This window comes from Pseudonocardia sp., from assembly GCF_050250275.1.
Taxonomy (GTDB): Bacteria; Actinomycetota; Actinomycetes; order Mycobacteriales; family Pseudonocardiaceae; genus Pseudonocardia.
This window is the reverse complement of sequence record NZ_JBFWOY010000012.1, coordinates 78,310-104,787: the sequence shown is the minus strand read 5'-3', so window position 1 is coordinate 104,787 and position 26,478 is coordinate 78,310. Positions and strand designations below refer to the sequence as shown.

At 71.3% G+C, this 26,478-nt stretch carries 20 protein-coding genes; 3 read left to right on the top strand and 17 right to left on the bottom strand.

Annotated elements, in window-relative coordinates:
• Positions 1-43: 43 nt before the first annotated feature.
• From AB7F12_RS13220 to AB7F12_RS13170, 11 genes are all read right to left on the bottom strand, one after another.
• On the bottom strand, positions 44-1,291 hold the full coding sequence (locus AB7F12_RS13220; protein WP_428500765.1) for an acyl-CoA dehydrogenase family protein: 1,248 nt from the start codon (positions 1,289-1,291) through the stop codon (positions 44-46).
• 14 nt (positions 1,292-1,305) lie between these two features.
• On the bottom strand, positions 1,306-2,346 hold the full coding sequence (locus AB7F12_RS13215) for a phosphotransferase family protein (RefSeq protein WP_428500764.1): 1,041 nt from the start codon (positions 2,344-2,346) through the stop codon (positions 1,306-1,308).
• Positions 2,343-3,509: a CaiB/BaiF CoA transferase family protein gene (locus AB7F12_RS13210; protein WP_428500763.1), complete on the bottom strand. Its 1,167-nt coding sequence runs from the start codon at positions 3,507-3,509 to the stop codon at positions 2,343-2,345. The genes AB7F12_RS13215 and AB7F12_RS13210 overlap by 4 nt, the downstream gene beginning before the upstream one ends.
• Before the next feature lie 78 nt (positions 3,510-3,587).
• Positions 3,588-4,304: an ABC transporter ATP-binding protein gene (locus AB7F12_RS13205; RefSeq protein WP_147115419.1), complete on the bottom strand. Its 717-nt coding sequence runs from the start codon at positions 4,302-4,304 to the stop codon at positions 3,588-3,590.
• Positions 4,297-6,153: an ABC transporter permease subunit gene (locus tag AB7F12_RS13200; RefSeq protein WP_147115415.1), complete on the bottom strand. Its 1,857-nt coding sequence runs from the start codon at positions 6,151-6,153 to the stop codon at positions 4,297-4,299. The genes AB7F12_RS13205 and AB7F12_RS13200 overlap by 8 nt, the downstream gene beginning before the upstream one ends.
• Before the next feature lie 48 nt (positions 6,154-6,201).
• Positions 6,202-7,083 carry a branched-chain amino acid ABC transporter permease gene (locus AB7F12_RS13195; protein ID WP_186817241.1) on the bottom strand — a complete coding sequence of 294 codons (882 nt, stop codon included), beginning with the start codon at positions 7,081-7,083 and terminating at the stop codon, positions 6,202-6,204.
• Positions 7,084-7,126: 43 nt separating this feature from the next.
• On the bottom strand, positions 7,127-8,371 hold the full coding sequence (locus tag AB7F12_RS13190) for an ABC transporter substrate-binding protein (protein ID WP_428516932.1): 1,245 nt from the start codon (positions 8,369-8,371) through the stop codon (positions 7,127-7,129).
• A 178-nt stretch (positions 8,372-8,549) separates the two neighbouring features.
• Entirely contained in the window at positions 8,550-9,440 is an 891-nt protein-coding gene (locus AB7F12_RS13185) for a phytanoyl-CoA dioxygenase family protein (RefSeq protein ID WP_428500761.1), read from the bottom strand.
• Between the two features lie 500 nt (positions 9,441-9,940).
• Entirely contained in the window at positions 9,941-10,756 is an 816-nt protein-coding gene (locus AB7F12_RS13180) for a cyclase family protein (protein ID WP_147115405.1), read from the bottom strand.
• A 43-nt stretch (positions 10,757-10,799) separates the two neighbouring features.
• Positions 10,800-12,521, bottom strand: coding sequence for a thiamine pyrophosphate-binding protein (locus tag AB7F12_RS13175; protein ID WP_428500760.1), 1,722 nt, complete (start codon positions 12,519-12,521; stop codon positions 10,800-10,802).
• Between the two features lie 370 nt (positions 12,522-12,891).
• Positions 12,892-13,239, bottom strand: coding sequence for an ArsR/SmtB family transcription factor (locus tag AB7F12_RS13170; RefSeq protein WP_428500759.1), 348 nt, complete (start codon positions 13,237-13,239; stop codon positions 12,892-12,894).
• Positions 13,240-13,314: 75 nt separating this feature from the next.
• Between AB7F12_RS13170 and AB7F12_RS13165 the strand changes: the two genes are divergently transcribed.
• Positions 13,315-14,517, top strand: coding sequence for an MFS transporter (locus AB7F12_RS13165; RefSeq protein WP_428500758.1), 1,203 nt, complete (start codon positions 13,315-13,317; stop codon positions 14,515-14,517).
• A 16-nt stretch (positions 14,518-14,533) separates the two neighbouring features.
• On the opposite strand, the gene AB7F12_RS13160 is transcribed toward AB7F12_RS13165, so the two are convergent.
• A complete protein-coding gene (locus AB7F12_RS13160) occupies positions 14,534-15,202 on the bottom strand; it encodes a TetR/AcrR family transcriptional regulator (RefSeq protein WP_428517937.1) in 669 nt (222 codons plus the stop codon).
• Between the two features lie 8 nt (positions 15,203-15,210).
• Positions 15,211-17,097 carry a flavin-containing monooxygenase gene (locus AB7F12_RS13155; RefSeq protein WP_428500756.1) on the bottom strand — a complete coding sequence of 629 codons (1,887 nt, stop codon included), beginning with the start codon at positions 17,095-17,097 and terminating at the stop codon, positions 15,211-15,213.
• A gap of 157 nt (positions 17,098-17,254) precedes the next feature.
• Between AB7F12_RS13155 and AB7F12_RS13150 the strand changes: the two genes are divergently transcribed.
• Complete coding sequence (locus tag AB7F12_RS13150; RefSeq protein WP_428500755.1) at positions 17,255-17,905, top strand: nitroreductase family protein; 651 nt, start codon at positions 17,255-17,257, stop codon at positions 17,903-17,905.
• Between the two features lie 11 nt (positions 17,906-17,916).
• Entirely contained in the window at positions 17,917-19,458 is a 1,542-nt protein-coding gene (locus AB7F12_RS13145; RefSeq protein WP_428516930.1) for a class I adenylate-forming enzyme family protein, read from the top strand.
• A gap of 55 nt (positions 19,459-19,513) precedes the next feature.
• On the opposite strand, the gene AB7F12_RS13140 is transcribed toward AB7F12_RS13145, so the two are convergent.
• Genes AB7F12_RS13140 through kdpA form a run of 4 tightly spaced genes read right to left on the bottom strand, consistent with a single transcriptional unit; the run spans position 19,514 to position 26,477 of the window.
• A complete protein-coding gene (locus AB7F12_RS13140; RefSeq protein ID WP_428499824.1) occupies positions 19,514-22,117 on the bottom strand; it encodes a DUF4118 domain-containing protein in 2,604 nt (867 codons plus the stop codon).
• A gap of 37 nt (positions 22,118-22,154) precedes the next feature.
• Positions 22,155-22,778: a potassium-transporting ATPase subunit C gene (locus tag AB7F12_RS13135; RefSeq protein WP_428499823.1), complete on the bottom strand. Its 624-nt coding sequence runs from the start codon at positions 22,776-22,778 to the stop codon at positions 22,155-22,157.
• 1 nt (position 22,779) lies between these two features.
• Entirely contained in the window at positions 22,780-24,819 is a 2,040-nt protein-coding gene (gene kdpB / locus AB7F12_RS13130; RefSeq protein ID WP_428499822.1) for a potassium-transporting ATPase subunit KdpB, read from the bottom strand.
• Positions 24,816-26,477, bottom strand: a complete 1,662-nt coding sequence (gene kdpA, locus AB7F12_RS13125) for a potassium-transporting ATPase subunit KdpA (RefSeq protein WP_428499821.1) — start codon at positions 26,475-26,477, stop codon at positions 24,816-24,818. The genes kdpB and kdpA overlap by 4 nt, the downstream gene beginning before the upstream one ends.
• Between the last annotated feature and the right edge of the window lies 1 nt (position 26,478).

Here is a 26,478-nt window from a genome sequence, read left to right as displayed (position 1 = left end):
GACGTCCGCCCCGCGGCGGTGGGACGACGTGGGCCGGGCCGGCTCAGGCCTCGGCCCGGCCGTCGGGTCCCCCGACCCTCAGGTGCGCCGGCTGACCGGCGAGCACCGAGCGGGCGACGGTGCGCAGGTGCACGTCCTCGGGGCCGTCCACGATGCGCAGGGTGCGGGCCCGTGACCAGATCTCGGCCAGTGGCGTGTCGTCGGTGACGCCCATGCCGCCGAAGAGCTGGATCGCCCGGTCGAGGACGTTCTGCGCCACCTCCGGCGCGACGACCTTGATCGCCGACACCGAGGCACGGACGTCGTCGACGCCGTAGCGGTCGACCAGCCACGCGGTGTGCAGGACCAGCAGCCGCGCCTGGTCGATCTCGATCCGCGACCGGGCGATGGTGCTGCGGACGACGCCCTGGTCGCTGAGCGGGGCGCCGAAGGCGACGCGGCTCTGCGCACGCTCGACCATCATTTCCAGGGCGCGCTCGGCCATGCCGATGGCCCGCATGCAGTGGTGCACCCGGCCCGGCCCCAGGCGTGCCTGCGCCACCTGGAACCCCCGGCCGGGCTGACCGAGGACGTACTCCCGGGGCACCCGGACGTCGTTGTACTCGATCTCGCAGTGGCCCTGTTGGTCGCGGTACCCGAACACGGGAAGCGCGCGCACGATCCGCACCCCTTCGGCATCCCGCGGGACGAGCAGCATCGTGTGCTGTCGATGGCGGGGGGCGTCCGGGTGCGACCTGCCGAGGAGGATCAGCAGCCGGCACCGGGGGTCCGCGGCGCCGGTCGTGAACCATTTCCGGCCGTTGACGATGTAGTGGTCGCCGTCCTCGACGATGCGGGTGTCGATGTTCGTCGCGTCGCTGGAGGCGACGTCGGGCTCGGTCATCGAGAACGCCGACCGGATCTCGCCGTCGAGCAGCGGCTCCAGCCAGTCGGTCCGCTGGCGGTCGGTGGCGAACCGGTCGAGCATGTCCATGTTCCCGCTGTCGGGGGACAGGCAGTTCATCGCCGCCGGCGCGATGAACGGGCTGCGGCCGGTCTGCTCGGCGAGGATCGCGTAGTCGACCTGCGCCAGTCCGGCCGCTCCGCCACGGAACAGGTTCCACAGCCCCTGTGCCCGTGCCTCGGCGATGAGGTCGAGCATGACGGCCGGTGGATCGTGGGGTCGGCCGGCGGCGGTGAGTTCCTCGCGCTGGGCCGCGTACACCGGCTCCGCCGGGTAGACGTGGTCGGACATGAATCCGCGGACGCGCTCCAGGTGGTCGAGCGCGCTCGCGGAGATACTGAAGTCCACGGGGAGTTCCGTTCCTATGTCAGCAGCTCGTCGGCCCGCGCGAGCCGATCGGCCAGCTCCGCTCCGACGACGTCGAGGTCGAGCCGGGTGGCCGACGCGTGCCCGGGGCGGGAGAAACGCCTGCGGATCCCGGCGTCGATGCAGGCCCACTTCCACTCGGCGAACGCCTCGAAGTACGCCAGCCCGTCGAGCGGCGCGTCGGCCCGTCCGGCGTAGGCGTCGATCAGGTCGTCGCGACCGCAGTAGCCGGGTACACGTCCCGGCGGGGGGACGATACGGGTCCCCGACTCCCCCGGTGCGGACCAGCTGGCCAGGAACCAGCCCAGGTCGGCGCGGGGGTCGCCGGTCGATGCCAGCTCCCAGTCCACGACGGCACGCAGCTGTCCGTCCGCCGTGAGCAGACAGTTCCCGATCTTGAAGTCGCCGTGCAGCAGTGCGACACGCGGCTCGCCCGGGAACCGCTGCTCCAGGGTCCGGGCGACGGATTCCAGACCTGGATGGTCGGCGACGTCCTGCTCGGTCAGCAACCCTCGCCACCGCCGCAGCTGCCGCAGGACGAAGGGCTCGGCGCGCAACAGCGAGGCGAGTCCTGCGGCCTCGACCCCCACCCCGTGGATGTCGGCGAGTGCACGGACCAGCTCCGCGCCGATCGTCGCCCGGTCCCCCGGCGCCACCGCCCGCAGCGCGTCGGTCGAGTCGAGCGCCGCGCCCTGCGCGAACGACATCAGGAAGAACGGAACGCCGATCACCCCGACGTCGGTACAGACCGCGTAGGTCGTGGGGACGGGAACGGCGGTCGCGCCCAGCGCGGTGACCAGCTCGTACTCCCGCTGGATCGCCTTCGCCGCGCCGCCGTCGTCGCTGGTCGAGCACCGCAGGCAGTACGTGGACCCGTCGTCGGTGTCGATGCCGTAGACGAGGTTCGACCGACCCCCCGAGATCGGCCGGACCGACCGGACGGCCCCCAGCTCCGGTGCGCGCGTCGGCAGCCAGGTACGCAGCCCGGAGAGCACACGTTCCTCCCGGGCGACCCCGACGTGATCGACGTCGGTCATCGGAGCTGGTCCCGGTACTCGTCGAGGTCGGGAGCCGCTGCCACGGCCAGCCGCGCGCCGCTGCCGAACTCGATCGGGGAGCCCAGCAGCGTGACGGTGCCGAAGCCTTCCTGGTCGTAGGACTGCACCATCGGTGCCACCTCGGTCCGCGCCGCCTCGAGCGCCTCCTTGACGGTTCGCACTCTCGCCGACGGGACGCCGAACTCGGCCAGCCGCCGGAGCCAGTGGTCGGCGCCGTGGCCGGCCAGGCTCTTCTCCAGGATCGACCGCAGTTCGTCGCGGTTGCGCATCCGTACCGAGTTCGACTCGAAACGGGGGTCATCGATCAGGTCGGGACGCTCGATCGCATGGCACAGCCGCTGCCAGAACCGCTCCGCGCGCACAGCGAGGACCACGTCGCCGTCCGCGGTGGCGACCGCCTGCCACGGCACCGTGTGCTCGTGCTCCACACCGGTTCGGACCGGTTCCTTCCCTGACGTCAGATAGAGCGTCGCGGTATAGGTGAGGAGGCTGAGCGTGGCGTTGTACATCGGGACCCGGACGAGCTCACCACGGCCGGTGCGGCCGCGCGCAACCAGGGCGGCGAGAATCCCGTTCACGGCGAACTGCGCCGAGGACAGGTCGGCGATCGGCAGGCACATTCGCAGCGGCGGGTCGCCCGGCTGTCCCTCGAACAGCATCAGCCCCGACAGCGCCTGGTGGGTCAGGTCGTAGGACGGCGCGTCGGCGCGCGGGTCGTCGCCGGAGAAGCCCTGGATGGCACAGAGGATCAGCGCCGGGTTGAGCGCGGCCAGCGTGTCGTAGTCGGCCGAGAGCGACCGCAGCACCCGCGGTGTCATGTTGGTGAGCACGACGTCCGCGGACGTGACGAGGCCCGCGAACGTCGCGTAGTCGTCGGGGGACTTCAGGTCGAGCGCCAACGACCGCTTGTTGTGGTTGAACGTCACGAAGGTGGCGCTGAGCTCCCCGATCCCCGTGATCTCAGCGTTGCGCGAGCTGTCCCCACCGTCCGGTGACTCGATCTTGATCACTTCGGCGCCGAGCTCGGCGAGCAGGAGCCCACCATAGGGCGCGGAGATCACCTGGCCGAGCTCGAGCACCCGGATGCCGGCGAGCGGCAGAGGCGGGGACCCGCCCGGGTCGGTGTGCGCGGCAGTCTGCACGTTCCTCATCCTGTTCGTCTGCGGGCGATCAACTGGCCGGGACGACGTCCCGGCAGCTGTGCGGGCTGGCGGTCGTCCTCAGATGACGCGCGTCGTGTCGAGATCCGAGATCGGCTTGTCGTCGGGCGTTCCGGTCACCAGCGATGTCGCTCCGTCTCTCAGATGGAAGGTCCGGTCACACTTGGCGATCACGCGATCGGTGTTCTGGTCGATGATCAGGATCGCCGTCTGATGCTCGTCCCGCAGCGACAGCAGCGCGGCCCACGTGAAGTCCACGATGATCGGAGCGAGGCCGAGGCTGAGCTCGTCGACGATCATGAGCACGGGATGGGACGCGATCCCCCGCGCGATCGTGACCATCTGCTGCTCGCCGCCGCTGAGCAGCCCTGCCCGCCGCCCGAGCAGCTTCTCCAAGGGCGGGAAGATCCGCAGGATGTCGTCGACGGTGGCCCGGTCGAGATCACGTCCCACCGCGTACGCGCCGGCCCTGAGGTTGTCCATGACCGACAGCCCCGCGAACAGGCCGCGGCCCTGCGGCACGTGCGCGATCCCGGCCCGTGCGGCCCGGACCGGCGATCCGCGCAGGTCGTCGCCGCGGAACCGGACGTCACCGCTGCCCGGGGTGAGCAGACCGGACACCACGCGGGCGGTGGTGGTCTTCCCGGCACCGTTGCGACCGATGAGGCCCACCACCTCACCGGGGGCCACGGTGAGCGACACGTCGTGCAGGACCCGGTTCTTGCCGTACCCGGCCTCGACCCGGGTCAGTTCGAGCAGCGGCGCGACCTCAGACATCCGCGGCCGTCCGTTCCGTGCCCAGGAACGCCGCCGCGACGGCCGGGTCCTTCATGACCTCGGAGGTGGCGCCGTCGGCGATCACCCGCCCGAAGTTCAGGACCGTCGTGTGCTCCGCGATGTCGCGGATGAACGCGACGTTGTGGTCCACGGTCAGGACCGTCGTGCCGGCGGCCCGGACCTGGCGGATCGCGCGGGCGATCGCATCGGTCTCCTCGGCCCGCACCCCCGACGTCGGCTCGTCCAGCAGCAGCAGGTGCGGCTCGGCCGCGATCGCGCGGGCGATGTCGACGAGCTTCCGGTGGCCGCCGGTCAGGGTGTCGGCGGCCTCGGACCATGTGGCCGGGTCGACGTCGACGACCGTCAACGCCCAGCCGGCCCGCTCGCTGTTCTCGGCGCGAACGCGGCGACGCCGCGCGAGCCCGAGCGGCGGCCGGTTCGCCGCTTCGGCGGCCATCAGGACGTTGTCGAACACCGTCAGGTCGCCGACGAGCGCGGGATGCTGGAACGCACGCCCCATCCCCAGCCGGATCCGCTTGCGGGTGGGCACCGTGAGGACATCGCGGCCCCCGACCCGGACGTCCCCCGCCCGTTGCCGGGTGATGCCGGTCAACACGTCGAGTACCGTCGTCTTGCCCGCACCGTTCGGGCCGATGAGGGCGTGGATCGAGCCCGCCCGCACCGAGAAGCCCACCGAGTCCACGGCGACCACCCCGCCGAACGTGACCCGCACGCCCTCGACGACGAGATCCCCTGCCTCCTGGTCCGATGCGGCCGGCCTCACCACGTCCGCCTCGGCGACGACCGGGATCGCCCGCCCGCGCCGCCTCCCCAGGCCGTCGAGCCGTTCGCGGACACGCTCCGGTAGCCGGATGCGCCCACCCCCGACCCGCCGCCACGTCGCTCCCACCATCGCGAAGACGCGGGACACGAGCTCGAACCCACCACCCGGCGCCAGGATGAGCACGACCATGAACAGGATCGGCCACCACATCCCGGCCGAGTCGTTGGTCGACCCCGCGTCCTGGATCACGACGTAGACGATCGCGGCCAGGATCGGCCCGCACACGGTGCCGAGCCCGCCGACGGCGACCAGGCTGAACAGCATGATCGACAGCATCACGTTGAACGTGTCGGGCGAGATGGTGCCCTGGCTCTGCGCCAGCACGACGCCGCCCAACGCACCGCAGACACTGGACCAGACGTAGGCCAGCATCTTGACCGTCAACGGGTCGACACCGATCGCAGCGGTCATCGTCTCGCTGCGCTTCACCGCCATCAGCCAGCGGCCGTACTTGGAGAACAGCAGCAGCTGGGTGAGCCCGATGACGACGGCGAGCAGGATCACGCTCATGATGAGCCCGTCGCGCTCGGAGGTGAAGCTCAGCGGCCCGACCGACACCTGATCGACGATGAGCCCATTCACCGAGTGCGTCCAGTCGCCGAGCATCGTCCCGTTCACGAGCACGTTGACGACGTAGGCGAAGCAGAAGGTCACGATCGCCAGTCCCAGGTGCGGCAGCCGCAGCGCCCCGAAGCCGAGCAGGAGCGCGACCAGGATGCTCGCGACCAGGGTGACGCCGAGCGCGCCGGCGATGGACATGCCCCAGTCGTTGATCGCGATCGTGGACATGTACGCGCCGATCGCCATGAAGCCGCCCTGCCCGATCGCGGGCTGACCGCCGTAGCCGGAGATCACGTCCAGCCCGACCGCGCCGAGGGCGTAGGCGATCGCCGTCACCAGCACCAGCTGGAACGACGCGCCGGAGCTGAGCCCCCAGATCAGGATCACGACCAGGCAGAGGTAGCTCCATTTGATCGCGCCGAGACGCGCGGCCACCGTGAACATGTCAGTTCTCCCCAGGGTGGGCCGCCGCGGCACGGGCCGACGCGGTGCTCACAGCCGCTCCGCGAACGTGCGGCCGACGATTCCGGCCGGTCGGAAGACCAGCACGCCGAGCAGCAGGACGAACACGATGAGGGCCCCGATCTCCGGCTTCCAGTAGGCGGCGGAGACGTTGACGGCGATCCCGACGATCACTCCCCCGACCAGCGCCCCCGACCAGCTGTACAGCCCCCCGATGAGCAGCCCCGCGAAGGCGAACAGCACGAACGGCGTGAACATGGCGGTGTAGACGTTGGTGATCGGCGCGTTGAACACCGCCACGAACACGCAGATGACGGTGGAGGCCGCCCACGCCGTCGCCGCCAGCCGGCGTCGTGGCATCCCCAGGACGGCGGAGTTCTCGCCGGACTCGGCCAGGCAGCGCAGCATCAGCCCGGTCCGGGTCCGGGTGAGCAGCAGGTAACAGACGACCAGCAGGACTACGGTGATCGCGGCGATGGCGATCGTCTGCCGCGCGACCATGATCCCCGCGCCGAGTGACACCGACGGCCCGCCGATCAGCGGCGGGAAGGCGAACGGCTCCCCCCGGCTCCACCGCCACGCCACGAACTGCTCGATCAGCAGGAAGAGGCCGAGGGTGCGAACGACCAGGTTGAACTGGCCGTGGCCGTCCCCGGGCCGGAACGCGACGTAGTAGACGCCCGCCCCGACCGCCGCCGCGATCACCAGCAGCAGCGGAAGGGCGATCCAGAAGCTCAGCTTGAACTCCCCGATGAGGAAGTACGCGAAGAAGGCCAGCAGCGTGGCGATCATCGGCTGGGCGAAGCTGAAGATCCCGGTCGTCTTGAACAGGATGCTCGCCGACAGGCCGACGAGCCCGTAGGTGAAACCCGCGACGACGCCACTGACGACGATCTGCAGGAGGAGGGTCACAGGGGCTCCCGGTTCCGATGGGCCTGCGCGAGAGGGACGGGCGTCAGAAGTTGGTGTCGATGTCGACACTGCCCTGCTGTTGCCACTTGCCGTCGTCGCCGAGCTGCACGACGTAGACCTTCTTCGTCGCGAGATGGTCCTGCGCCGTCAGCGTCACGGGCAGGGCGTTCGGCGCCAGCGAGACGTCCTTGAGACCCTGCAGCGTCGCGATCAGGTTGTCGCGGGTGAGGTCGTCACCCATCTTCTGCAGCACCGACGTCATGAACACCGCGCCCGTGCAGCCGGCGAGCGTCACGTAGTTGACCGTGTACTTCGGTGCGTACTGAGTGATCGCGGCCGCGCACTCCGCCGACGTCGGATCCTCCGGAGACGCAGTGGCCACCGTGGCGAGGACCTTCCCGCCGAGCAGGTTCTTCCCGCTGCTCATCAGCGGATCGGTGAACTGCGCGCTGGCCAGGGCCTGCGCGTTCAGGTACGCCTTGCCCGGGGCGAATCCCTGGGCCTGTGCGGCCTTCTCGAACTGCAGCATGTTCGCCGGCGGCAGGTTGGTGAGGACGTAGTCCGGGTTCGCCTGCTTGAGCTTGAGCACGAACGGCGTGAAGTCCGACGTCGTCGCCGTCAGGTAGTCGCTGTCGACGTACTGGGCTCCGGCCTCCTGGACATCTTTCTTGATCTCCGCGAGTGCCTGGTCGATACCGGGCGTCTGCAGCATGACCGCGCCGACGGTCCCCTTGCCGTACTTGTCGAACGCATAGGGGACGAGGCTGACCAGCTGGGTGCCGTAGGACGGGAACTGCGCGAACGTGTACTGCTGCACGGGGTTGTACAGCGCCGGCAGGAACGCGGTCGGGAAGAGGTACGGGACCTTGGCCTTCTCGGCCTGCTGCTCGACGACCGGCGGCTGGATCGACCCACAGCCGCCGTAGATCGCGAAGATGTCGGAGTCGACGAGCGTCCGCGCGTTGGCGCCGGCCCGGGCCAGGTCGTAGGCGTCGTCGAGCGGGTCCCACACGATCTGGCGGCCGTTCACCCCGCCCTTGTCGTTGACGTGCTTGAACCAGGCCTCCGCCGATTCGGTGTACTCCAGACAGCTCGCGGCGACCGGGCCGGTCAGCGGCGCGGTTCCGCCCAGCACGATCTGGGTGTCGGTCACGCCCTTGGCCGACGCCGTACCGGACTGCTCGTCCGACGAACCGCAGGCCGCCAACGTCGCTGCCAGCGCCAGCCCTGCGAGCGCAGTACCGACGCGACGGCCTGCGCGCCCGCGTGTTGTCTGAATCAATCCCACGATCTTCAGCTCTCCTCGATGAGAACCCGCCAGCAAACGGATTGGACCTGCCTTGCAGAAGACCCCGATCACGACCGGACGCCGGCGGCGGCCCATCGACACGATCTCGGTACCACGCGTGGACCACGGACCGCCGACGGCGGCACCGAGGTCCACGCGGCTCGGCGCTACATCTCGTTCAGTTGAGCCACGGCGGGCGGACCGCGCCCCAGCCCGACGCCTCGTCCTCCTTCAGGAGTTGGCCGTCGTAGGAGCTGACGCCGGCCTGCCCGCCGATGAATGCCTTGTCGGCCCTGGGGCCGCCGAGCGAACGCCACATCTTGAACCCCATCAGCTCGCGCAGCAGGGGCGAGGCGTCCTGCACGATCTCCGGGGGGGTGAGGAAGGCCCAGTTCTCCTTCACCCGCAGGTAGGGAACCGAGTAGAACATCAGCGCACCATGGCGCCAGAAATCGCTCGTACGGTTCTTGCCGATCGAGTGCCAGACCCGTCCGTCCATGACGATGACCGATCCGGCCGTGCCGGTCGCCGTCACCCGGCCCGCGGCGAACGACTCCGGGGTCAGCTCGTCGCGGTGGCGGCGGTGGCTGCCCGGCACCACGAAGGTCGCGCCGTTCTCGTCGGTGAAGTCGTCGAGCATGTAGAGGAACGCGCACACGACCGGCCACGTGATGTCGCTGGGCATCGGGCCCTGGTCGATGTGTGCGCCGCCGGCCGGGCCGCCGGGGGGTACCCGGTTGGCGAAGGCCTCCCACAGGAGGAGGTCCGGCCCGAGAATGTGCCGCGCCAGCTCCAGCGCTGTCGGGTGCACCGCGAGATCGCGGAACTCCTGCGCCTTGGCCACCAGGGTGCGGACGAACTGGGCTTCGTCGGACTCGGGCGCCCCGAGGGCGCGCGCTGCCTCGCGCTCGTCGGCGGCGAGTTGCACCAGCCGGCTCCGCAACGCCGCCACCTCGTCCGCGGTAAGGACGTCGGGAACGACGGCGTAGCCATCGGTGCGCAATTGTTCCTTCACCGGCCCGAGGTCCTTCGCCGGTTCGGTCAGGGCGGCCCTGCCCTCGTCGCTCATCTGGCAATCTCCATTGATCTTCCGATGCGGCCCGTACGAGGTTCGTTCTGCAGTGACGGGAAGCTATCACCCACCTGGGCGATGAACAAGAAGCGATCGAGACGGCGTCCCGATTTCCTCCGGGCCGGGCCGGAGCCATCGTGCACCTCCGCGCACAGGGGCCGGAATCGCGGACGCAGCGCAGCCGCAGCCGGGACATGGACGGACTCACCGGGACAGGGCCGGGTGCGGCGTCGGGGTCCGCGTCCACGGCCGGGCCGCCGCGCGCCCGAACCGGGACGCCGGGCGGCCACCGACCCTCGAACACCGCGGAGCGACCCTCGAACATTGCGGAGCCCGACCGTGCCATGGCGTCGCCGGGCGGATACACGACGCGCCGCACGTCCCGCGACGCGGGCCGACGCGACACGCAGCGCGACAGCGACACCGAGGGAGGGCCCGACGTGCGCCGGCCCGGCGGCAGGGCACAGGCCTCCCAACGGACGTCATGGCCGCTGGGCTCAGACCAGCGCGAAGGGGCGCAACGGCGATCCCGTCGCACCGACCAGGCGCAGCGGCGCGGCCACGAACACGAACTCGACGACACCGCGACCCGCGACGCCCTCGAGCCAGAGGTTCTCCAGGATGCTGATCTGCTGCTCGACCAACAGCACCCGATGACACGCCAGATCGTGCGGGATGCCGCCGTCCGGGACCGCGTCGAACTGCAGGGTGTCGGTCCCGACCGCACACACGCCCCGGTCGGCGAGCCAGTGGGCGGCCGACTCGACGAGACCCGGGCAGCCTCCGTCCGTCCCGAGATATGCCGCGGCATCGCCGTAGCGCCGAGCCCAGCCCGTCCGGACGCAGACGACGTCGCCGCTCCCGACGGCGACGCCTGCCGCTACTGCCACATCCGCGAGGTCGTCCGCGGTGACGACGTCGCCGCCGTCGAGATGGTCGCGACCCCGGTGGGCGGCTACATCGAGCAGCACGCCCCGTGACACCAACGGCGGCAGCTCGTCGATCGACCCGGTGTCGAAAGCACCGCCACGCTGGCTGGCGACGGCGTCGACACCACCGTGCAGCTGCCCGTTGTGGGAGATGTGGCAGAACGCGTCGATGTGCGTCCCGACATGGGTACCCATCACCATCATCTCGTTCGCGGCCGACAGCCCGCCGTCGAACGTCCGATCACCGTGGCGCTGCATGAGCGCCGACCGGAAGCCCGGCTGCGTCGGGAGTGCCGGGACGGCGCTGTGCAGCGGATGCCCCAGCTCGACGATGTCCATGCCGGCGTCGAGGGCGGCGAGGACCGCCCCGAGCCGGCTGCTCATGCCCTGTTCCACCGACGACACGAGCTCGTGCGCCCGCTCGACATCAGTACGGCCCCTTCGGGATCGCCTCGTAGTAGGGAACCGCGATCTCGTCGGTCGACGGCTTGCGCCCCATACCGGCGGCGGTCCGCGGCTCGGGTCCGTAGGCCACCGACAGGTTGATCAGCGCGGGCCGCCCGCAGTCCAGCGCCCGCCTCATGGCCCCAGCGACCTCGGAGAGCGTGGTGACCCGCTCCCCGTAGGCCCCGAAACCGGTCGCCACCTGGTCGTAATCGGTGTCGGTGAGATGACTGATCACCTCACCCCGCGGCCCGTAGTCACGGTTCTGGCTACGGACGGACTGGGCCCACAAGGCGTTGTTGACCACGACCGTCACGACGGGGAGCCCGTGGCGGACCATCGTGTCGAGCTCCTGGATGTGGAAGCCGGCCGCGCCGTCGCCACAGAAGACCACGACCCGCCCGCCCGGGCGAGCGACCTGCGCCCCGATGCCCAGTCCGGTACTGAGCCCGAGGATCCCGAGGTAGCCACCGAAGCCCATGACGTCGAACGGTCGAGCCTCGGCCAGGCTCTCCCACACCCAGCCCGCCGCCTCGCCACCGTCGACGACGACCGTCGTGGACGGGTCGAGCGCCCGCAGCGCGGCACGAACCCCGTGGTAGGGATGGATGCGACCGTCGACCTCGGACGGCTCGTCGGCGAACGACGACCGGCGATGGTTGACCGCAACGACACCTTTCGCCCACCCCGCCCGTTCAGCCCCTCCGTCTCGCAGCCCGGCCGTCACCGCCAGCAGCGTCTCGCGTGCATCGGCGACCACCGGCAGGTCGACCGCCCTGACCCGGCCGATCTCGGACGGGTCGATGTCGATCTGCACGAGCGTCGCGTCGTCGGGGACCATCGAACCGGTCCGCCCCCCCAAGAAGCGGCCCAGTCTCGCCCCGACCAGGAGGACAAGGTCGGGGCGCTCCCCGAGCTCGGTCTCGAGCATCCCGAGGTTCCACGCCCCCCCGGCGTTCGACACATGGTCAGCAGGCAGACCGGCCGTCCCCATCTGGCCGAACACCGGAACCCCCGAGCGGTCGGCGAAGGCGACCAGTGCGTCCAGGCCGTGGGAGTAGCGGATGCCGTTTCCCGCGATGACCACCGGCCGTCGTGAGGCCTCGAGACGTTCGACTATCGCCGCGACGACCTCGGCCGAGGGCGCCGGCGGAGCGGCGGCCGGAGCTCCCGCGGTGGCGATCCGCGACTCCTCGACCTCCGAGAACATGACGTCCACCGGAATGTCGAGCAGGACCGGCCCCGGGGGGCCCGCCAGCGCCTTTCGGACCGCGAGGCCGACCAGGTCGGGGATGCGGTCCGTCGAGGTGACCCGATGCGCCCAGCGGGTGACGGGCCGGACGATACCGACCTGGTCGATCCCACCCTGCAACTCGTTGAGCTCGCTCTCGCGCAACGGCGGCGAGCTCGTGACGACCAGCAGGGGAACCCTGTCGAGGTGGGCACTCACGATCGCCGGCAGACAGTTCGCGTACCCGGCGCCCGCCGTCACCGCGACGACGCCCAGGCCCCCGGTGGCACGCGCATACCCGTCCGCGGAATGGCCGCTGGCACCCTCGTGACGACCGTCGACGAGTCGGACCCCGAGGTCCGCACACGCCAGGAGGAACGGGTTGAGATGCCCTCCGTGGATCGCGAACACAACGTCGACACCGTGTTCTGCCAGCGCACGCGCTGCCAGCTCACCGCCGCTCACCAAGCCCATCCGGCCCTCCGCTCGCTCGTCCGCCCGCAGCTCGCACCGCTCGCGTCCCGCTCATCAGGACTGTGTCCCACTCCACCACTGTCGGAACGGGCGGTCAAGACCGTCACGTCGCGGATCGAGGCACCGGTGGAGCCCGTCGGGACCGCGGTCCGCCCTCCCCTGCGACGCCGGGTGCGGGTACCGACCACGACATCGGTCGGGTCGAGGTCCCACGACACGCACCACATCGCAGCGCAGCGATCCCCCACTCCCCGCGTGGATCCACCTCAGGCCACCGCAGCCCGAGTCGATCAGCTCATGACCGCGTCGGCAGTGCCGGTGCTCCGACGGCCGGCACGGACCACCTGTCGCCCTTCGACGAGGGTCCGGGCTACGTCGCCGCGACGAGTTCGAGCAGTCCGGGGAAACGCGCGTTCAGGTCCTCGGTACGCAGCCGGCTGCGCCGTTCGAGGCCGTACTGCCGCTGGTGGATCACTCCCGCCTCGCGGAGCACCTTGAAGTGGTGGGTGAGGCTGGACTTCGGGCGGTCGAAGCCGAACCAGCCGCACGGATGGTCGAACTCGTCCGAGTCCAGCATGAGCTTGCGGGCCACGGTCATCCGCAGCGGCTCGGCGAGTGCGCCCATGACGGTCTCGAGACGCAGCTCGTCGACGGCGGGCTCGGGCAGCAGCGGCGGCCTCTCGTCCGGGCCGGCCGCCTTCATCACACCTTGTCGCACGTCACCATCGTAGCTCGCTGTACGAGAATAGTCGTACTTTGACTGTACGAGTTCTTTCGTACAAGGGGTTGACAGGTGACGATCGCAAGCGCGGACCCGACGCGGGTGAGGTCCCGGTGGCAGCTGGGCAGAGCAGCATGGGCGGTGACGGCGGTGTTCGCCCTGTCCAACTCCCCGACCCCGCTGTACGTGTACTGGCAGCAGGCGCTGGGGTTCTCCCCCGGCGTCCTGACGGTGGTCTTCGCCGCCTACATCGCCGGCCTCGTGCTCACCCTGCTGGTCGCCGGGCGCGCCGCCGACCGCTACGGGCGCAAGCGCGTGGTCGTGCCGGGGATCGTGATCGCGCTGGTGTCGGCCGTGCTGTTCACCCTCGCCCACGACGTGACAGCCCTGATCGTGGCCAGGGTGCTGGTCGGGATCGCAGTCGGGATCATGGTGTCCGCGGGCATGGCCGCCGTCGTCGACCTCGCGGGGGACGGCCGTCGCGACGCGGGGTCGATGCTCGCATCGATCGCCATGGTCATCGGAGCCGGCCTCGGCCCGCTGCTGAGCGGGCTGGTCTCCGCGGTCACCGACCAGCCGGTCGTGCCGGTCTTCGCCGTCAACGTCCTGCTACTGGTGCTCGCCCTGATCGGCTACCTCGGCCTGCCTGCGGACCGACCGGCGGCGGGAGCCTCGGGAGTTCCGTGGCCACGCCTGCCTCGCGTCGCGCTACAGCACCGCCGGCACGTGTGGAGCGGCGTGGGTGTCTTCGCGCCCGGCTTGACCGCGACGTCGTTCGTGCTGTCACTCGGTCCCTCACTGCTGGTGCTCGTACTCGGGAACACCTCGCCGCTGCTGGCCGGTGGCGTCGCCTGTGCGATGTTCCTGGCTGCCACCGGATCGCAGCTACTGCTCAGGCAGCTCGCCGTGCCGCGGCTGTTCGCATTCGGAACCGCGAGCACCGTGCTGGCGATGGGGGCCGTAGTGCTCACGATCGTCACCGCGAGCCCGGTGCTGTTCGTGGCCTCCGCCCTGCTCGCGGGCACCGGCCAGGGACTCGGCCAGCTGGGCGGCCTGCGCCTCATCGCCCGGCACGTCGCCGGTGGCCGGCGGGCAGAGGCGAACGCAGCGCTCAACATCGGCGCGTACCTCCCCGCAGCCGCGCTCACCGTCGCCACCGGGTACGCCGCGGGCGCGTGGGGCATGCCCGGCGGGGTCACCGCACTCGCAGCGACGCTCGCCCTGCTCGGACTCGTCCTGGGGGTGGGGGCACACCGCCGCTCCGCGGCCGGCTGAGCCCCGGTCGCCGCGATCAGTGGCGCGGGCCCGCCCGCTCCGGCGCCAGGCGTTCGGCCAGTCCGTGGAACAACATGGCGGTGTAGGTCTCGACGACCTCGTCGGTGTCCGCGTCCTGCTCGCCCCGGATCCAGCTGCTGACGCCGTTGAGCATGTCGAGCAGGCCGAGCGCGGCCAGCGAGGGGTTCAGCTCACGGAACTCGCCACCACGCATCCCCGCGGCGAGGACGTCGCGGACCCGACGGTTGTAGAAGTGCAGGTAGCCGTCGATCTCGGCACGGTGCTCGGGGGTGAGCGACGACCGCTCGTGCAGCCCCACCAGGAACTCGACCCGCCGGCGCAGCAGGTGCCGGATGTGCGCCCTGACGAGCGCGGTGAGCCGCTCCGCCGGGGTGCCCGCGGCGTCGAGCAGCGGCAGGTTCTCCTCGACCGGCTCCCGGGTCACCGACAGGCAGATCGCGTAGAGGATCTCCTCCTTCGAGGAGAAGTGGTGGTAGAGGCTCGCGCTGCGGATGCCGAGCGCGTCGGCGATGTCGCGCATCCCGACGTTGCTGTAGCCCTGCTCGGCGAAGGTCCGCGCGGCGACCGTGACGATCTCGGCACGCCGTTCCCCGGTGCGTTTGCGCCGGACCGCCGGCTCCACGGCGGGCACGACCGTCCCGCACGGCTCGGACGGGACCGGCACCGGGCCGCTCACCGCTCGACCCGGAAGTCCGCCAGGTCCGCCTCGTGTGTCATCCGCCAATAGTCGACGATCCGCCACGGCATCGTGGACACGACCCGGCCCGCGGCGTTGCGGTACCAGTTCGTCATGCCGGGGTGGGTCCACAGCATCCGCGCATGCGCCTCGTCGTGGCGGCGCGTGTAGTCGGCCTCCACCTCCGGGCGCACCTCGACGGCGCGCAGCCCGCGCTCGGCCATCCTCGTCAGCACGTCGACGATGTACCTGACCTGGCATTCCGCGATGGTGATGTAGCTGCCGCCGTGGCCCAGCACCGTGCCGGGGCCGCAGGTGAGGAACAGGTTGGGGAAGTCCGGCACGGAGATCCCGAGGTGGGCCCGCGCGTCCTCGGCACCCCACGACCCGGCCAGCGTCGCGCCGGAACGGCCGCGGATCTCCATCGGCCAGAGGTAGCGGTGGGTGTGGAAGCCCGTGGCCAGCACGACGACGTCGACCTCGACCTCCGTGCCCCCGCTGCCCCGCACCCCGGTGGGGGTGATCGCGGCGACGCCCTCGGTGACCAGGTCGACGTCGTCGTGGCGCAGTGCGCGGTACCAGCCGTTGTCCAGCAGCATCCGCTTGCCGAACGGCGGATAGTCCGGCAGCGACTTGGCGACCAGGTCGGGACGCCCAGCGAGCTCGGCCTCCAGGTAGCGGGTGAAGACGCGGCGGTGGCCGTCGTTGATCGCGTTGACCGACTGTTCGGGGTGCTCCCAGTCCGGGTCGACCTGCAGACTCGGATGCACCCGGTCGTTGAAGTTCCAGGCCAGCCGCGCCCGGTACCAGCCCCGGTAGAACGGCACCCGCCTCATCACGAGGTGGACGGCGTCGTCGATCTCCCGGAAGTAGTCCCGGTTCGGGGCGATCCACTGGGGTGAGCGCTGGAAGACGGTCAGGTGCGCGCAGCGGTCGACGATCGCGGGGACGACCTGCATCGCGCTCGCCCCCGCCCCGACGACGGCCACCCGCAGCCCGGTGAGGTCGAGGTCCGCAGGCCAGTCGGCGGTGTGGAAGATCCGGCCCTGGAAGCCGTCGAGGCCCGGGATGGCGGGGATCCGCGGCCGGTTCAGCGCACCGGTCGCCGAGATCAGCACGCGGGAGGTGTAGACCTCGCCCGCCGCGGTGCGGACGGTCCAGCCGGCCGCGTCGGGGTCGTAGTCCGCGGAGACGACCTCGGTGCCGAACCGGATGACGCGGCGCAGGTCGTGGGCGTCGGCGACCTCGCGGAGGTACTGCTCGACCTCGTCACGCCTGCCGAAGTAGGTGCTCCAGTCCCGCGGTGCGAACGAGTAGGAGTAGAGGTGGCTCGGGGTGTCGACCCCGGCGCCGGGGTAGGTGTTCTCCCACCAGCCGCCGCCGACCTCGGTGTTCTTCTCCAGCACGACGTGCGGGATCCCGGCCTCGCGCAGCTTGATCGCGGCGAGCAGCCCGGACACGCCGGCGCCGATGACCACCGCGTCGATGTCGGTGCCCGCAGCCGCGCGAGGGGCCGGGGCGGGCGCGTAGCCGAGATCCTCGGCGAGCATCTCGGCGTACTCGGGCGGCGCCGGCTCACCGTTGGCCACCTCGAGCAGCGTGCGCATCAGCTCGCCCGTCGGAGCGGGCACGGCGGGCGGGCGGCCCGCCTCGTGGGCGCACACCGCCTCGCCGACGGCCAGCCGGATCTCCTCGGCGACCTCGTCGGGGAAACCACCGGAGTCGTTGTCGTCCATCCCGCGGCTGCGGGAGGGCCGGTACGGCTCGTGGAGCCAGCGGGCATCGCCGGTGAGCTGGAAGAGGACCGGCACGAGGGCGGGCAGGTTGGCGTGCCGCAGCGCCTCGTGCAGTGCACTGTCCGTCGTGACGTCCGAGTGAGGCAAATCGACCCCAAGCTATCCGCCGATAGGTTAGTGCGGACCAGTCTGCCCACGACGACCCCGCACTGGTCAAGCTCGGCCACTCGCTTGACACGTGCGGTGCCCCACAGCACGATCGGACCCCGTCAACCTAACAGCTGATAGGCAAGGGGCGTTGGCAATGGAGCTGACCGAGGCGATGCGCACCGTCGGGACGTGCCGGTACTTCGAGACCACCCCCGTCCCGGACGACGTGCTGCACCAGGCGTTCGACGTGGCCCGGTTCGGTCCCCAGGGCGGCAACCGTCAGCCCGTCCGGTGGATCGTGGTCCGCGACGCCGCACGCAAGCAGGCCCTCGCCGACCTGTACCTGCCCATGTGGAAGGCCTACCTCGCCGCCGTCGGCGCGGGCACCGTCAACGTCGGGGCGCTGCCGAAGACCGTCCAGGACGCGGACCACTTCGCCGAGCACCTCGCGCAGGTCCCCGCGATCGTCGTCGCCTGCGCGGAGATCGACGGCCTGCACCCCACCGACACCGAGCTCGACCGGGTCTCGGTCGTGGGCGGGGCCTCCATCTACCCGACGGTCCAGAACTTCTGCCTGGCCCTGCGCGACCAGGGAGTCGGGTCGGCGGTGACGACGCTGCTCTGCCACCACGAGCCCGCCGTGAGCGAGCTGCTCGACATCCCGGCAGGCGTGCTCACCGCCGCGCACATCGCGATCGGCTACCCGGCGAAGGGCTTCCCCCGCAAGCTCACCCGGTCCCCCGTCGAGGACATCGTGGCGGCGGAGACCTTCGGCCGGCCCTACTTCACCACCGCCGCCGTCTGAGAGGGACGCCCGTGCCCGACCTCGCACCGCACCATCGCACGCTCCTGGGCCGCGCGACCATCGGTGACCAGCTCCGCAGGCACGCCCGCACCCAGCCGGGCAAGCCCGCGATCATCGCCTACGACCTCGCGGGCAACCGCACCGAGACCACCTACGGAGCCCTCGACGAGCGTGCGAACCGCTTCGCCGCGCTGTTCGCGGCCCGCGGGATCGGCCGCGGCGGACGGATCGCCTCGATGGCGCGCAACGGCGTCGACGTCGTGGCGGCCTACTACGGCGCCCTCAAGATCGGCGCGGCGTTCACCGGGATCAACCCGCTCTACCGCGAGGCCGAGGCCGGCCACCAGCTCCGGCACAGCGGGGCGGCTCTCGTCCTGACCGAGGACGCGTTCGCCGACGTCGTCGCGCCCGCCGGGGTCGACCTGCTGACCTACGGTCCCGAGCTCGACGGGCTGCTGGCCGCACAGCCCACCGACGAACCCGACGTCGAGCTCGACGAGAACGACGTCGCACTGATCGTCTACACGTCCGGGACCGAGGCCGAGCCGAAAGGCGTGCTGATCCCGCACCGCAACTACCTGGCGTCGACCGCGCCGGCATGGGGCTGGGGCCTGCAGACCGGACCCACCGACACCTGGCTGTTCGTGATGCCCTTCCACACGATCGCCGGCCTCGGCTCGATGACCAGCCTGACGCTGATGGGCGCCACGCTCGTACTGCCCGCCACCGCCGATCCCGCCACCGCGCTGCAGATCATCGGGCGCGAAGGCGTCACCGTGATCGCCCAGACCCCGACCTTCTACATCGCACTGTCCACCCAGGACTCCTTCGGTGCGGACACGGTCGGGCAGGTGCGCCGCTGCATGACCTACGGCGGCCAGATCCCCCCGCACGTGATCGACGCCTGGGCAGGCGCCGCACCCGAGGTCATGTGGGGCACCTACTGGGGCCAGTCCGAGCTGTCCCAGCTCGGCACCGTCGGCTTCTTCAAGACGCTCGCGGACGTCCCGGGCGCCGACCCCACCTGGATCGGCAAGCCGGTGACCCACCTGGAGATCCGGGTCGTCGACGCCGAGGACAGCGACGCCGAGGTCGGCGAGCTGATCTGCCGCACCCCCTCGGCCATGCTGGGCTACCTCGACGATCCCGAACGCACCGCCGCCGTCTTCCGCGACGGGTGGGTCCGCACCGGCGACATCGTCCGCGTCGACGCCGAGGGCAACCTGTTCTTCCACGACCGGCTCAAGGACATGATCAAGTCCGGCGGGATGAACGTGTCGAGCCAGGAGGTCGAACGGGTCGTCCACCGCCATCCCGCGGTGGAGCGCGCCGCGGTCGTCGGGATGCCCGACCCCTACTGGTCCGAAGCCGTCACCGCCTTCGTCGTGCTCCGCGAGGGCTGCACGCTCACCCCGGAGGAGCTCGTCGAGCACTGCCGCGGGGAGCTGGCGAGCTACAAGGTCCCGAAAGCGGTCCACCTCGTCGACGAGCTCCCCGTCGACCCGCAGGGCAAGATCCTCAAGCGCCGCCTGCGCACCGTCGCCACCCCCTGAGCCGGGTCAGGAGTCGACCGGCCCGCCGGCGGGCCGGGCGCGCTCGCGCGCGGGCTCATGTCGTCGGACCCGTCGCCGCAGGGCCGCGGGGGGCGACCGCGACCGTCGTCGGCGGCCCGGTCCGCACCTCACCCCGAGTCGCGACGGGCAACGAGACGACCATCGTCAACCCGCCCCCGGGCGTGTCCTCGGCCTCGAGGGTTCCCCCCATGACCTCGGCGAGTCCGCGGGCCACCGACAACCCCAACCCGACACCCGTACCGGTGTGGCGGTCGCCGAGCCGCTGGAACGGCGCGAACAGCTTCTCGCGCTGCTTCTTGGGCAGGCCCGGGCCGGAGTCGACGACCCGCAGCTCGCCCCGCCCCTCGTGTGTGCTGGCCCGCAGCACGACCGGGACACCCTCGCCGTGGCGCAGCGCGTTGTCGACGAGGTTGGCCACCACCCGCTCCAGCAGCCCGACGTCGGCGACGACGTCGGGTAGACCGGCGGGGATCTCGATCGTGACCCGGCCGGCGTCGGGGAGCTCGAGCAGTGTCTTCGCGGCGACCTCGTCGTAGCCGATCCGCTCGAGCAGCGGTTCGACCGCGCCCGAGGCCAGCCGGGAGGAGTCGAGCAGGTTGTCGACGAGTCCGGTCAGCCGGTCCGCCGACTCCTCGACGGTCTCGAGAAGCTCGCAGCGGTCCGCGCCGGAGAGCCTGAGCAGCGGGTCGCGCAGGCTCCCGACGGCCGCCTTGATCGAGGTGAGCGGGCTGCGCAGGTCGTGTCCGACCGCGGACAGCAGGGCACCCCGGGTCTCGTTGATCTCGGCCCGGCGTTGTGCACGCGCCGCCTGCTCGGCCGCGCGGAGGCTCCGCAGCGCGAGCAGGGCCTGGCCGCCGACCGTCTCGAGCAACCGCCGGTCGTAGGCCGGGAGGGACCGCCCGGTGCCGACGAGGTGCAGGCCCGCCTCGACGGCGACGTCGACGTCCGCGTCCTCGGGCCGGACGCACTCGGCCGGCCCGGACACGGCGATCTGGCGCCAATGGTCGTCGCGGTCCTCCTCCAGCAGCGCGACGCACCGCAGCCCGAACGCCTCCCGCACCTTCTCCAGCAGCCGTGGCAACGGCTCGGCACGGGTCAGGACCGTCCGGGCGAACGACGCGAGCAGTGCGGCCTCGGTCCGCGCCCGGGCGGCCTGCTCGCCGCGGCGCGCGGCCCGGTCCACGACCAGGGCCACCAGGACGGCGACCAGGAGCATGACGACGACCGTGATCGCGTTCTCCGGTTGCGCGATCGTCAGCGAGTACAGCGGTGGGGTCAGGAAGAAGTTGAGCAGCAGCCCGCCCAGCAGCGCCGCCAGCAGCGCCGGCCCGAGCCCGCCCACGAGCGCGGAGACGATGGTGGCCAGGAAGAACAGCACGACGTCGGTGGACAGCCCGACCACGCCTTCCAGGGTCGTCCCGATCAGCGTTGCCGACGCGGGCGACGCGACCGCGAGCCCCCAGCCGGCGAGCCGCCTGGTGAGCGGGAGTGCGTTGTGCAGCCGCGGCACGCGCAGCGCGGGACCGGCCGCGGCGTGGGTGACCATGTGGACGTCGATCGACCCGGACTCCTGGACGACCCGGGCCCCGATTCCCTCGTCGAACACCCGGGCCAGCCGCGACCGCCGGGAGGTCCCGAGCACGAGCTGGGTGGCGTTGACCCCGCGGGCGAACTCCAGCAAGGCATCGGTGACCCCGGTCGCGCCGCTGTCCCCGACGACGGTGTGGAAGCTGGCGCCCACGTCGTCGGCGAGGGTGCGCAGCGCGTTCGTGGCCCCGACCGGCACGCCGGCCAGACCGTCCGCGCGCAGGACGTGCACGGCGATCAGGTCGGCCTGACCGGCACGCTTGGCGATCCGGGTGGCGCGCCGCAGCACGGTCTCGGACTCGGGCCCGCCGGTGAGCGCGACGACGACCCGCTCACGGGTCTCCCAGGTCTCGGAGATCCGCTTCTCCGTGCGATAGCGCTGCAGCGCGGTGTCGACCTCGTCGGCGACCCACAGCAGCGCGAGTTCGCGCAGCGCGATGAGGTTGCCGACCTGGAAGTAGTTGGCCAGCGCGGCGTCGACCTTGTCGGCGGCGTAGACGTTGCCGTGCGCCATCCGCCGCCGCAGCGCCTCCGGCGTGATGTCCACGAGCTCGATCTGCCCGGCCCGTCGGACGAACTCGTCCGGCACGGTCTCGCGCTGGTGCACCCCGGTGATCTTCTCGACGACGTCGTTGAGCGACTCCAGGTGCTGCACGTTGACCGTCGACAGCACGTCGATGCCGGCGTCGAGGAGGTCCTGGATGTCCTGCCAGCGCTTGTGGTGCCGCGACCCCGCGGCGTTGGTGTGGGCGAGCTCGTCGACCAGCACCACCTCCGGGCGCCGGGCGATCACCGCGTCCACGTCGAGCTCGCCACCGAACCGTGTGGGGCGGCGGGGGATCACTTCGAGGCCGTCGACCAGCGCGGCCGTCCTGGGCCGGTCGTGTGTCTCGACGAGCCCGACGACGACGTCGGTGCCTCGTTCCGCCCGCCGGCGGGCCTCGCACAGCATCGCGAAGGTCTTGCCGACGCCCGGGGACGCACCCAGATGGATCCGCAGCTCTCCGCGCGGCGCGGAGGCGTGGTCCGGCCCCGGCTCGGTCGTCGTCATGTCTCCACCAGGTTCGTGCGAGGCCCGCCCATCCGGATCAGCCGCCGGACTCGCGGGCGTTCGCGACCGCCAGGTTCAGCTCGGTCACGTTCACGGTCGGTTCACCCAGGAAGCCGAGTATGCGCCCGTCGGTGGCCTGCGCGACGAGAGCCCGGACCCGGTCGACCGGCAGCCCGCTCACGCGGGCGACCCGCGCTTGCTGCAGCGCCGCGTAGTCCGGGCTGATGTCCGGGTCCAGCCCCGACGCCGACGCCGTCACCGCGTCCGTCGGCACCGCCGCCGGGGCGACGCCCTCGCGCGCCGCGATCACCGCCCGGCGCCGGGACACGGCGTCGAGCAGGTCCTGGGAGTCACCCGCCTTGTTCGACCCTCCGGAGGTCGAGGTGTCGGCGGGGCCGAGCACGTCCTCGGCCGAGGCCGCCGGCCGGGTGTGGAAGTAGGGGTCCGCGGCCGGGTCGGCAGGGACGGGGTCGACCCCGATGAACGACGACCCCACCGCCCGTCCCTGCTGGGTGATGACGGCGCCCTCGGCGCTGTCGGACAACCCGGGGATGCGCGAGACACCCCAGACGACGAGCGGATACACGACGCCGCACAGCACCGTGAACACGACCAACAGCAGCAGACCCGTGCCGGTCTGCCTGCGCAGAGTGGTGAGCACGTCACATCCCCGGAACGAGTCGGACCAGCAGGTCGATGAGGAAGATCCCGACGAACGGCGTCACGACGCCGCCTAGGCCGTAGATCAACAGGTTGCGCCGCAGCAAGGACGCCGCGGAGCTGGGGCGGTACCGGACCCCGCGCAACGCCAGCGGGATGAGCGCGATGATGACGAGCGCGTTGAAGATCACCGCGGACAGGATCGCCGACTGCGGCGAGTGCAGGCCCATGATGTCGAGCAGCCCCAGCGACGGGTAGAGCGCGGCGAACATCGCCGGCAGGATGGCGAAGTACTTCGCCAGGTCGTTGGCCACCGAGAACGTGGTCAACGCGCCGCGGGTGATGAGCAGCTGCTTGCCGATCTCGACGATCTCGATGAGCTTCGTCGGGTCGGAGTCGAGGTCGACCATGTTGCCGGCCTCCTTGGCCGCGGCCGTCCCCGTGTTCATCGCGACGCCGACGTCGGCCTGCGCGAGCGCGGGGGCGTCGTTGGTGCCGTCGCCGGTCATCGCGACCAGCCGCCCGCCCTCCTGTTCCTTCGTGATGTAGGCCATCTTGTCCTCGGGGGTGGCCTCGGCGATGTGGTCGTCGACGCCGGCCTCGGCCGCGATCGCCCGGGCGGTGCGCGGGTTGTCACCGGTGACCATCACCGTCCGGATCCCCATCGCCCGCAGCTCCGCGAAACGCTCGGCGATGCCCGGCTTCACGACGTCCGACAGCCGGATCACGCCGAGAACCCGGTCGTTCTCCGCGACGACGAGCGGGGTGGCGCCCTCGTCGGAGATCGCATCGACGATGCGCGTCACCTCGGCCGAGCCCGGCATGCTCGCGGCCGCGCCCTTGCGGATGCGGCGTCCGTCGATGTCCAGTCCCGACATGCGGGTCTGCGCGGTGAAGGGCACGAACTCGGCGCGGGCCTCGTCGGCCGACGCCTCGGACGCCAGGCCGTGCTCGCGCGCGACGAGGTCGACGATGCTGCGGCCCTCGGGCGTCCGGTCGGCCAGGCTCGACAGCCGGGCAGCCGCCGCGAGCTGCGTCAGGCCCGCCCCGCCCGTCGGGATCAGCTCGGTCGCCTGCCGGTTGCCGAACGTGATCGTGCCGGTCTTGTCGAGCAGCAGCGTGTCGATGTCGCCGGCCGCCTCGACGGCGCGCCCGGACGTCGCGAGCACGTTGCGCTGCACCAGCCGGTCCATGCCGGCGATGCCGATCGCCGAGAGCAGCGCCCCGATCGTCGTCGGGATCAGGCAGACCAGCAGCGCGACGAGCACGACCACCGGCTGCGGCCCGCCCGCGTAGGCGCTCATCGGCTGCAACGCCACGACGGCCAGCAGGAAGATGATCGTCAACGCGGCGAGCAGGATCGTCAGCGCGATCTCGTTGGGTGTCTTCTGCCGCGACGCCCCCTCGACCAGCGCGATCACCCGGTCGACGAACGACTCCCCCGGCTTCGTCGTGATCTCGACGACGATGCGGTCCGACAGCACGGTCGTCCCGCCGGTGACGCTGGACCGGTCGCCGCCCGCCTCCCGCACGACGGGCGCGGACTCGCCGGTGATCGCCGACTCGTCGACGGTCGCGATGCCCTCGACGACGTCCCCGTCGCCGGGGACGGTCTCGCCCGCCTCGACGACGACCCGGTCTCCGATGCGGAGCTCGGTGCCGCCGACCCGCTCCTCGGACCCGTCGCGGGTCAGCCGGCGGGCGACGGTGTCGCGCTTGGTGCGGCGCAACGACTCCGCCTGCGCCTTGCCGCGCCCCTCGGCGACGGCCTCGGCCAGGTTCGCGAACAGCACGGTGAACCACAGCCAGATCGCGATCAGCCAGCCGAACAGCGTCGGCGCGACGACCGCGTCGAGCGTGACCAGCACCGACCCGACCCAGACGACGAACACGACGGGGTTGCGCAGCTGCGTGCGCGGGTCGAGCTTGCGCAGCGCGTCGGGCATCGACGCCCAGAGCTGCGCCGGCCGGAACGCGCCGGCCCTGACCGCGCTGCCGGCGGCGACCGCCTTCTGCGGCTCCTGTTCGACAACGATGCTCATGCGAGTGCCTCCGCGAGCGGACCCAGCGCGAGCGCGGGGAAGAAGGTGAGTGCGGCGACGAGGACGACGGTGCCGGCGACCAGGACCCCGAACAGCGGTCTGTCCGTCGCCAGCGTCCCGGCGGTCGCCTCGACGCGTCGCTGCCGGGCCAGTGAGCCGGCGAGCGCGAGCACGGCGAGGATCGGCACGAAGCGGCCGAACAGCATCGCCAGCCCGAGCGCGGACTGGAAGAAGTCGCTGGTCACCGTGATGCCGGCGAACGCGCTGCCGTTGTTGTTCGCGGCGCTGGCGAAGGCGTAGAGCACTTCCGAGAAGCCGTGCGCGCCGTCGTTGTTCAACGCCCCGACGGTGCCGGGAAGGGCGATGGCCAGCCCCGCGCCGACGAGTACCAGGACCGGCATGGCCAGGATCGACACGGCGGCGGCGGTGACCTCGCGGCGGCCCAGCTTCTTGCCCAGGTACTCGGGGGTCCGCCCGACCATCAGGCCGGCCAGGAAGACCGCGATGATCGAGAGCAGCAGAATCCCGTACAGGCCGGTGCCCACACCGCCCGGCGCAACCTCTCCGAACAGCATGTTGAGCAGGAAGGCGCCGCCGCCGGCCCCGGTGAAGCTGTCGTGCATCGAGTTGACCGCACCGGTGGACGTACCGGTCGTGGAGACACCGAACAGCACGCCGGCCGGGATCCCGAACCGGACCTCCTTGCCCTCCAGCGCCCCGCCGGCGGCGAGCGTCGCCACGCCGTTCGGGTGGGTCTCGGCGAACCACGCGACGGCGAGCATCGCGGTCCACAACGCCCCCATCACCGACAGCAGCACGGTCCCCTGCCGGCGGTTGCCGACCATCGTGCCGAACGTGCGGGTGAGACACACCGGGATGACCAGGAGCAGGAAGATCTCGAACAGGTTCGACAGCGCGTTCGGGCTCTCGAACGGGTGCGCGGAGTTGGCGTTGAAGATGCCGCCACCGTTGGTGCCCAGCTCCTTGACCGCCTCCTGCGACGCCGTCGGCGCCAGCGGCAGCGTGTGCGTCGCGCCGTCGACGCCGGTCACGTCGACGCCCGACCGCAGCGACATCGTCACACCCATGATCAGCAGCAGGACGGCCGCGACGAAGGCGAACGGCAGCAGGATCCGCACGACACCGCGGGTCAGGTCGACCCAGAAGTTCCCGAGCCGGTCGGTGCCCGAACGGACGAACCCGCGGATCAGGGCGACGGCCACGGCCAGGCCGACAGCCGCCGAGAGGATGTTCTGCACGGTCAGGCCGGCCATCTGGACCGTGTTGCCCATGGTCGACTCGGGGACGTAGGACTGCCAGTTCGTGTTGGTGACGAACGAGACCGCGGTGTTGAACGCGACCGCGGGCGACACCGGACCCCGGCCGAAGCTCGCCGGCAGCACCGCCTGCAGCCGCTGTAACAGGTAGAGGAGCACGATCGAGGCGAACGAGAAGCCCAGCACGCCCGCGGCGTAGGTGGGCCAGCGCTGGCCGCTCGACGGGTCGACGCGGACCAGCCGGTAGAGCACGGCCTCACCGCGCCAGTGGCGCTCCGCGGTGAAGACGCGGGCCATGTAGTCCCCCAGCGGGACGTAGCACGCGCCGAGCAGGACCAGCAGCAGCGCGACCTGCAGCAGCCCCGCGAGCGTGTCGCTCATG

Coding starts and splice junctions, on each gene's coding strand:
- AB7F12_RS13215 (WP_428500764.1), bottom strand. CDS start 2,346: ATGACCGACGTCGATCACGTCGGGGTCGCCCGGGAGGAACGTGTGCTC.
- AB7F12_RS13205 (WP_147115419.1), bottom strand. CDS start 4,304: ATGTCTGAGGTCGCGCCGCTGCTCGAACTGACCCGGGTCGAGGCCGGG.
- AB7F12_RS13200 (WP_147115415.1), bottom strand. CDS start 6,153: ATGTTCACGGTGGCCGCGCGTCTCGGCGCGATCAAATGGAGCTACCTC.
- AB7F12_RS13185 (WP_428500761.1), bottom strand. CDS start 9,440: ATGAGCGACGAGGGCAGGGCCGCCCTGACCGAACCGGCGAAGGACCTC.
- AB7F12_RS13180 (WP_147115405.1), bottom strand. CDS start 10,756: ATGAGCAGCCGGCTCGGGGCGGTCCTCGCCGCCCTCGACGCCGGCATG.
- AB7F12_RS13175 (WP_428500760.1), bottom strand. CDS start 12,521: ATGGGCTTGGTGAGCGGCGGTGAGCTGGCAGCGCGTGCGCTGGCAGAA.
- AB7F12_RS13150 (WP_428500755.1), top strand. CDS start 17,255: ATGGAGCTGACCGAGGCGATGCGCACCGTCGGGACGTGCCGGTACTTC.
- AB7F12_RS13140 (WP_428499824.1), bottom strand. CDS start 22,117: ATGACGACGACCGAGCCGGGGCCGGACCACGCCTCCGCGCCGCGCGGA.
- kdpB (WP_428499822.1), bottom strand. CDS start 24,819: ATGAGCATCGTTGTCGAACAGGAGCCGCAGAAGGCGGTCGCCGCCGGC.
- kdpA (WP_428499821.1), bottom strand. CDS start 26,477: ATGAGCGACACGCTCGCGGGGCTGCTGCAGGTCGCGCTGCTGCTGGTC.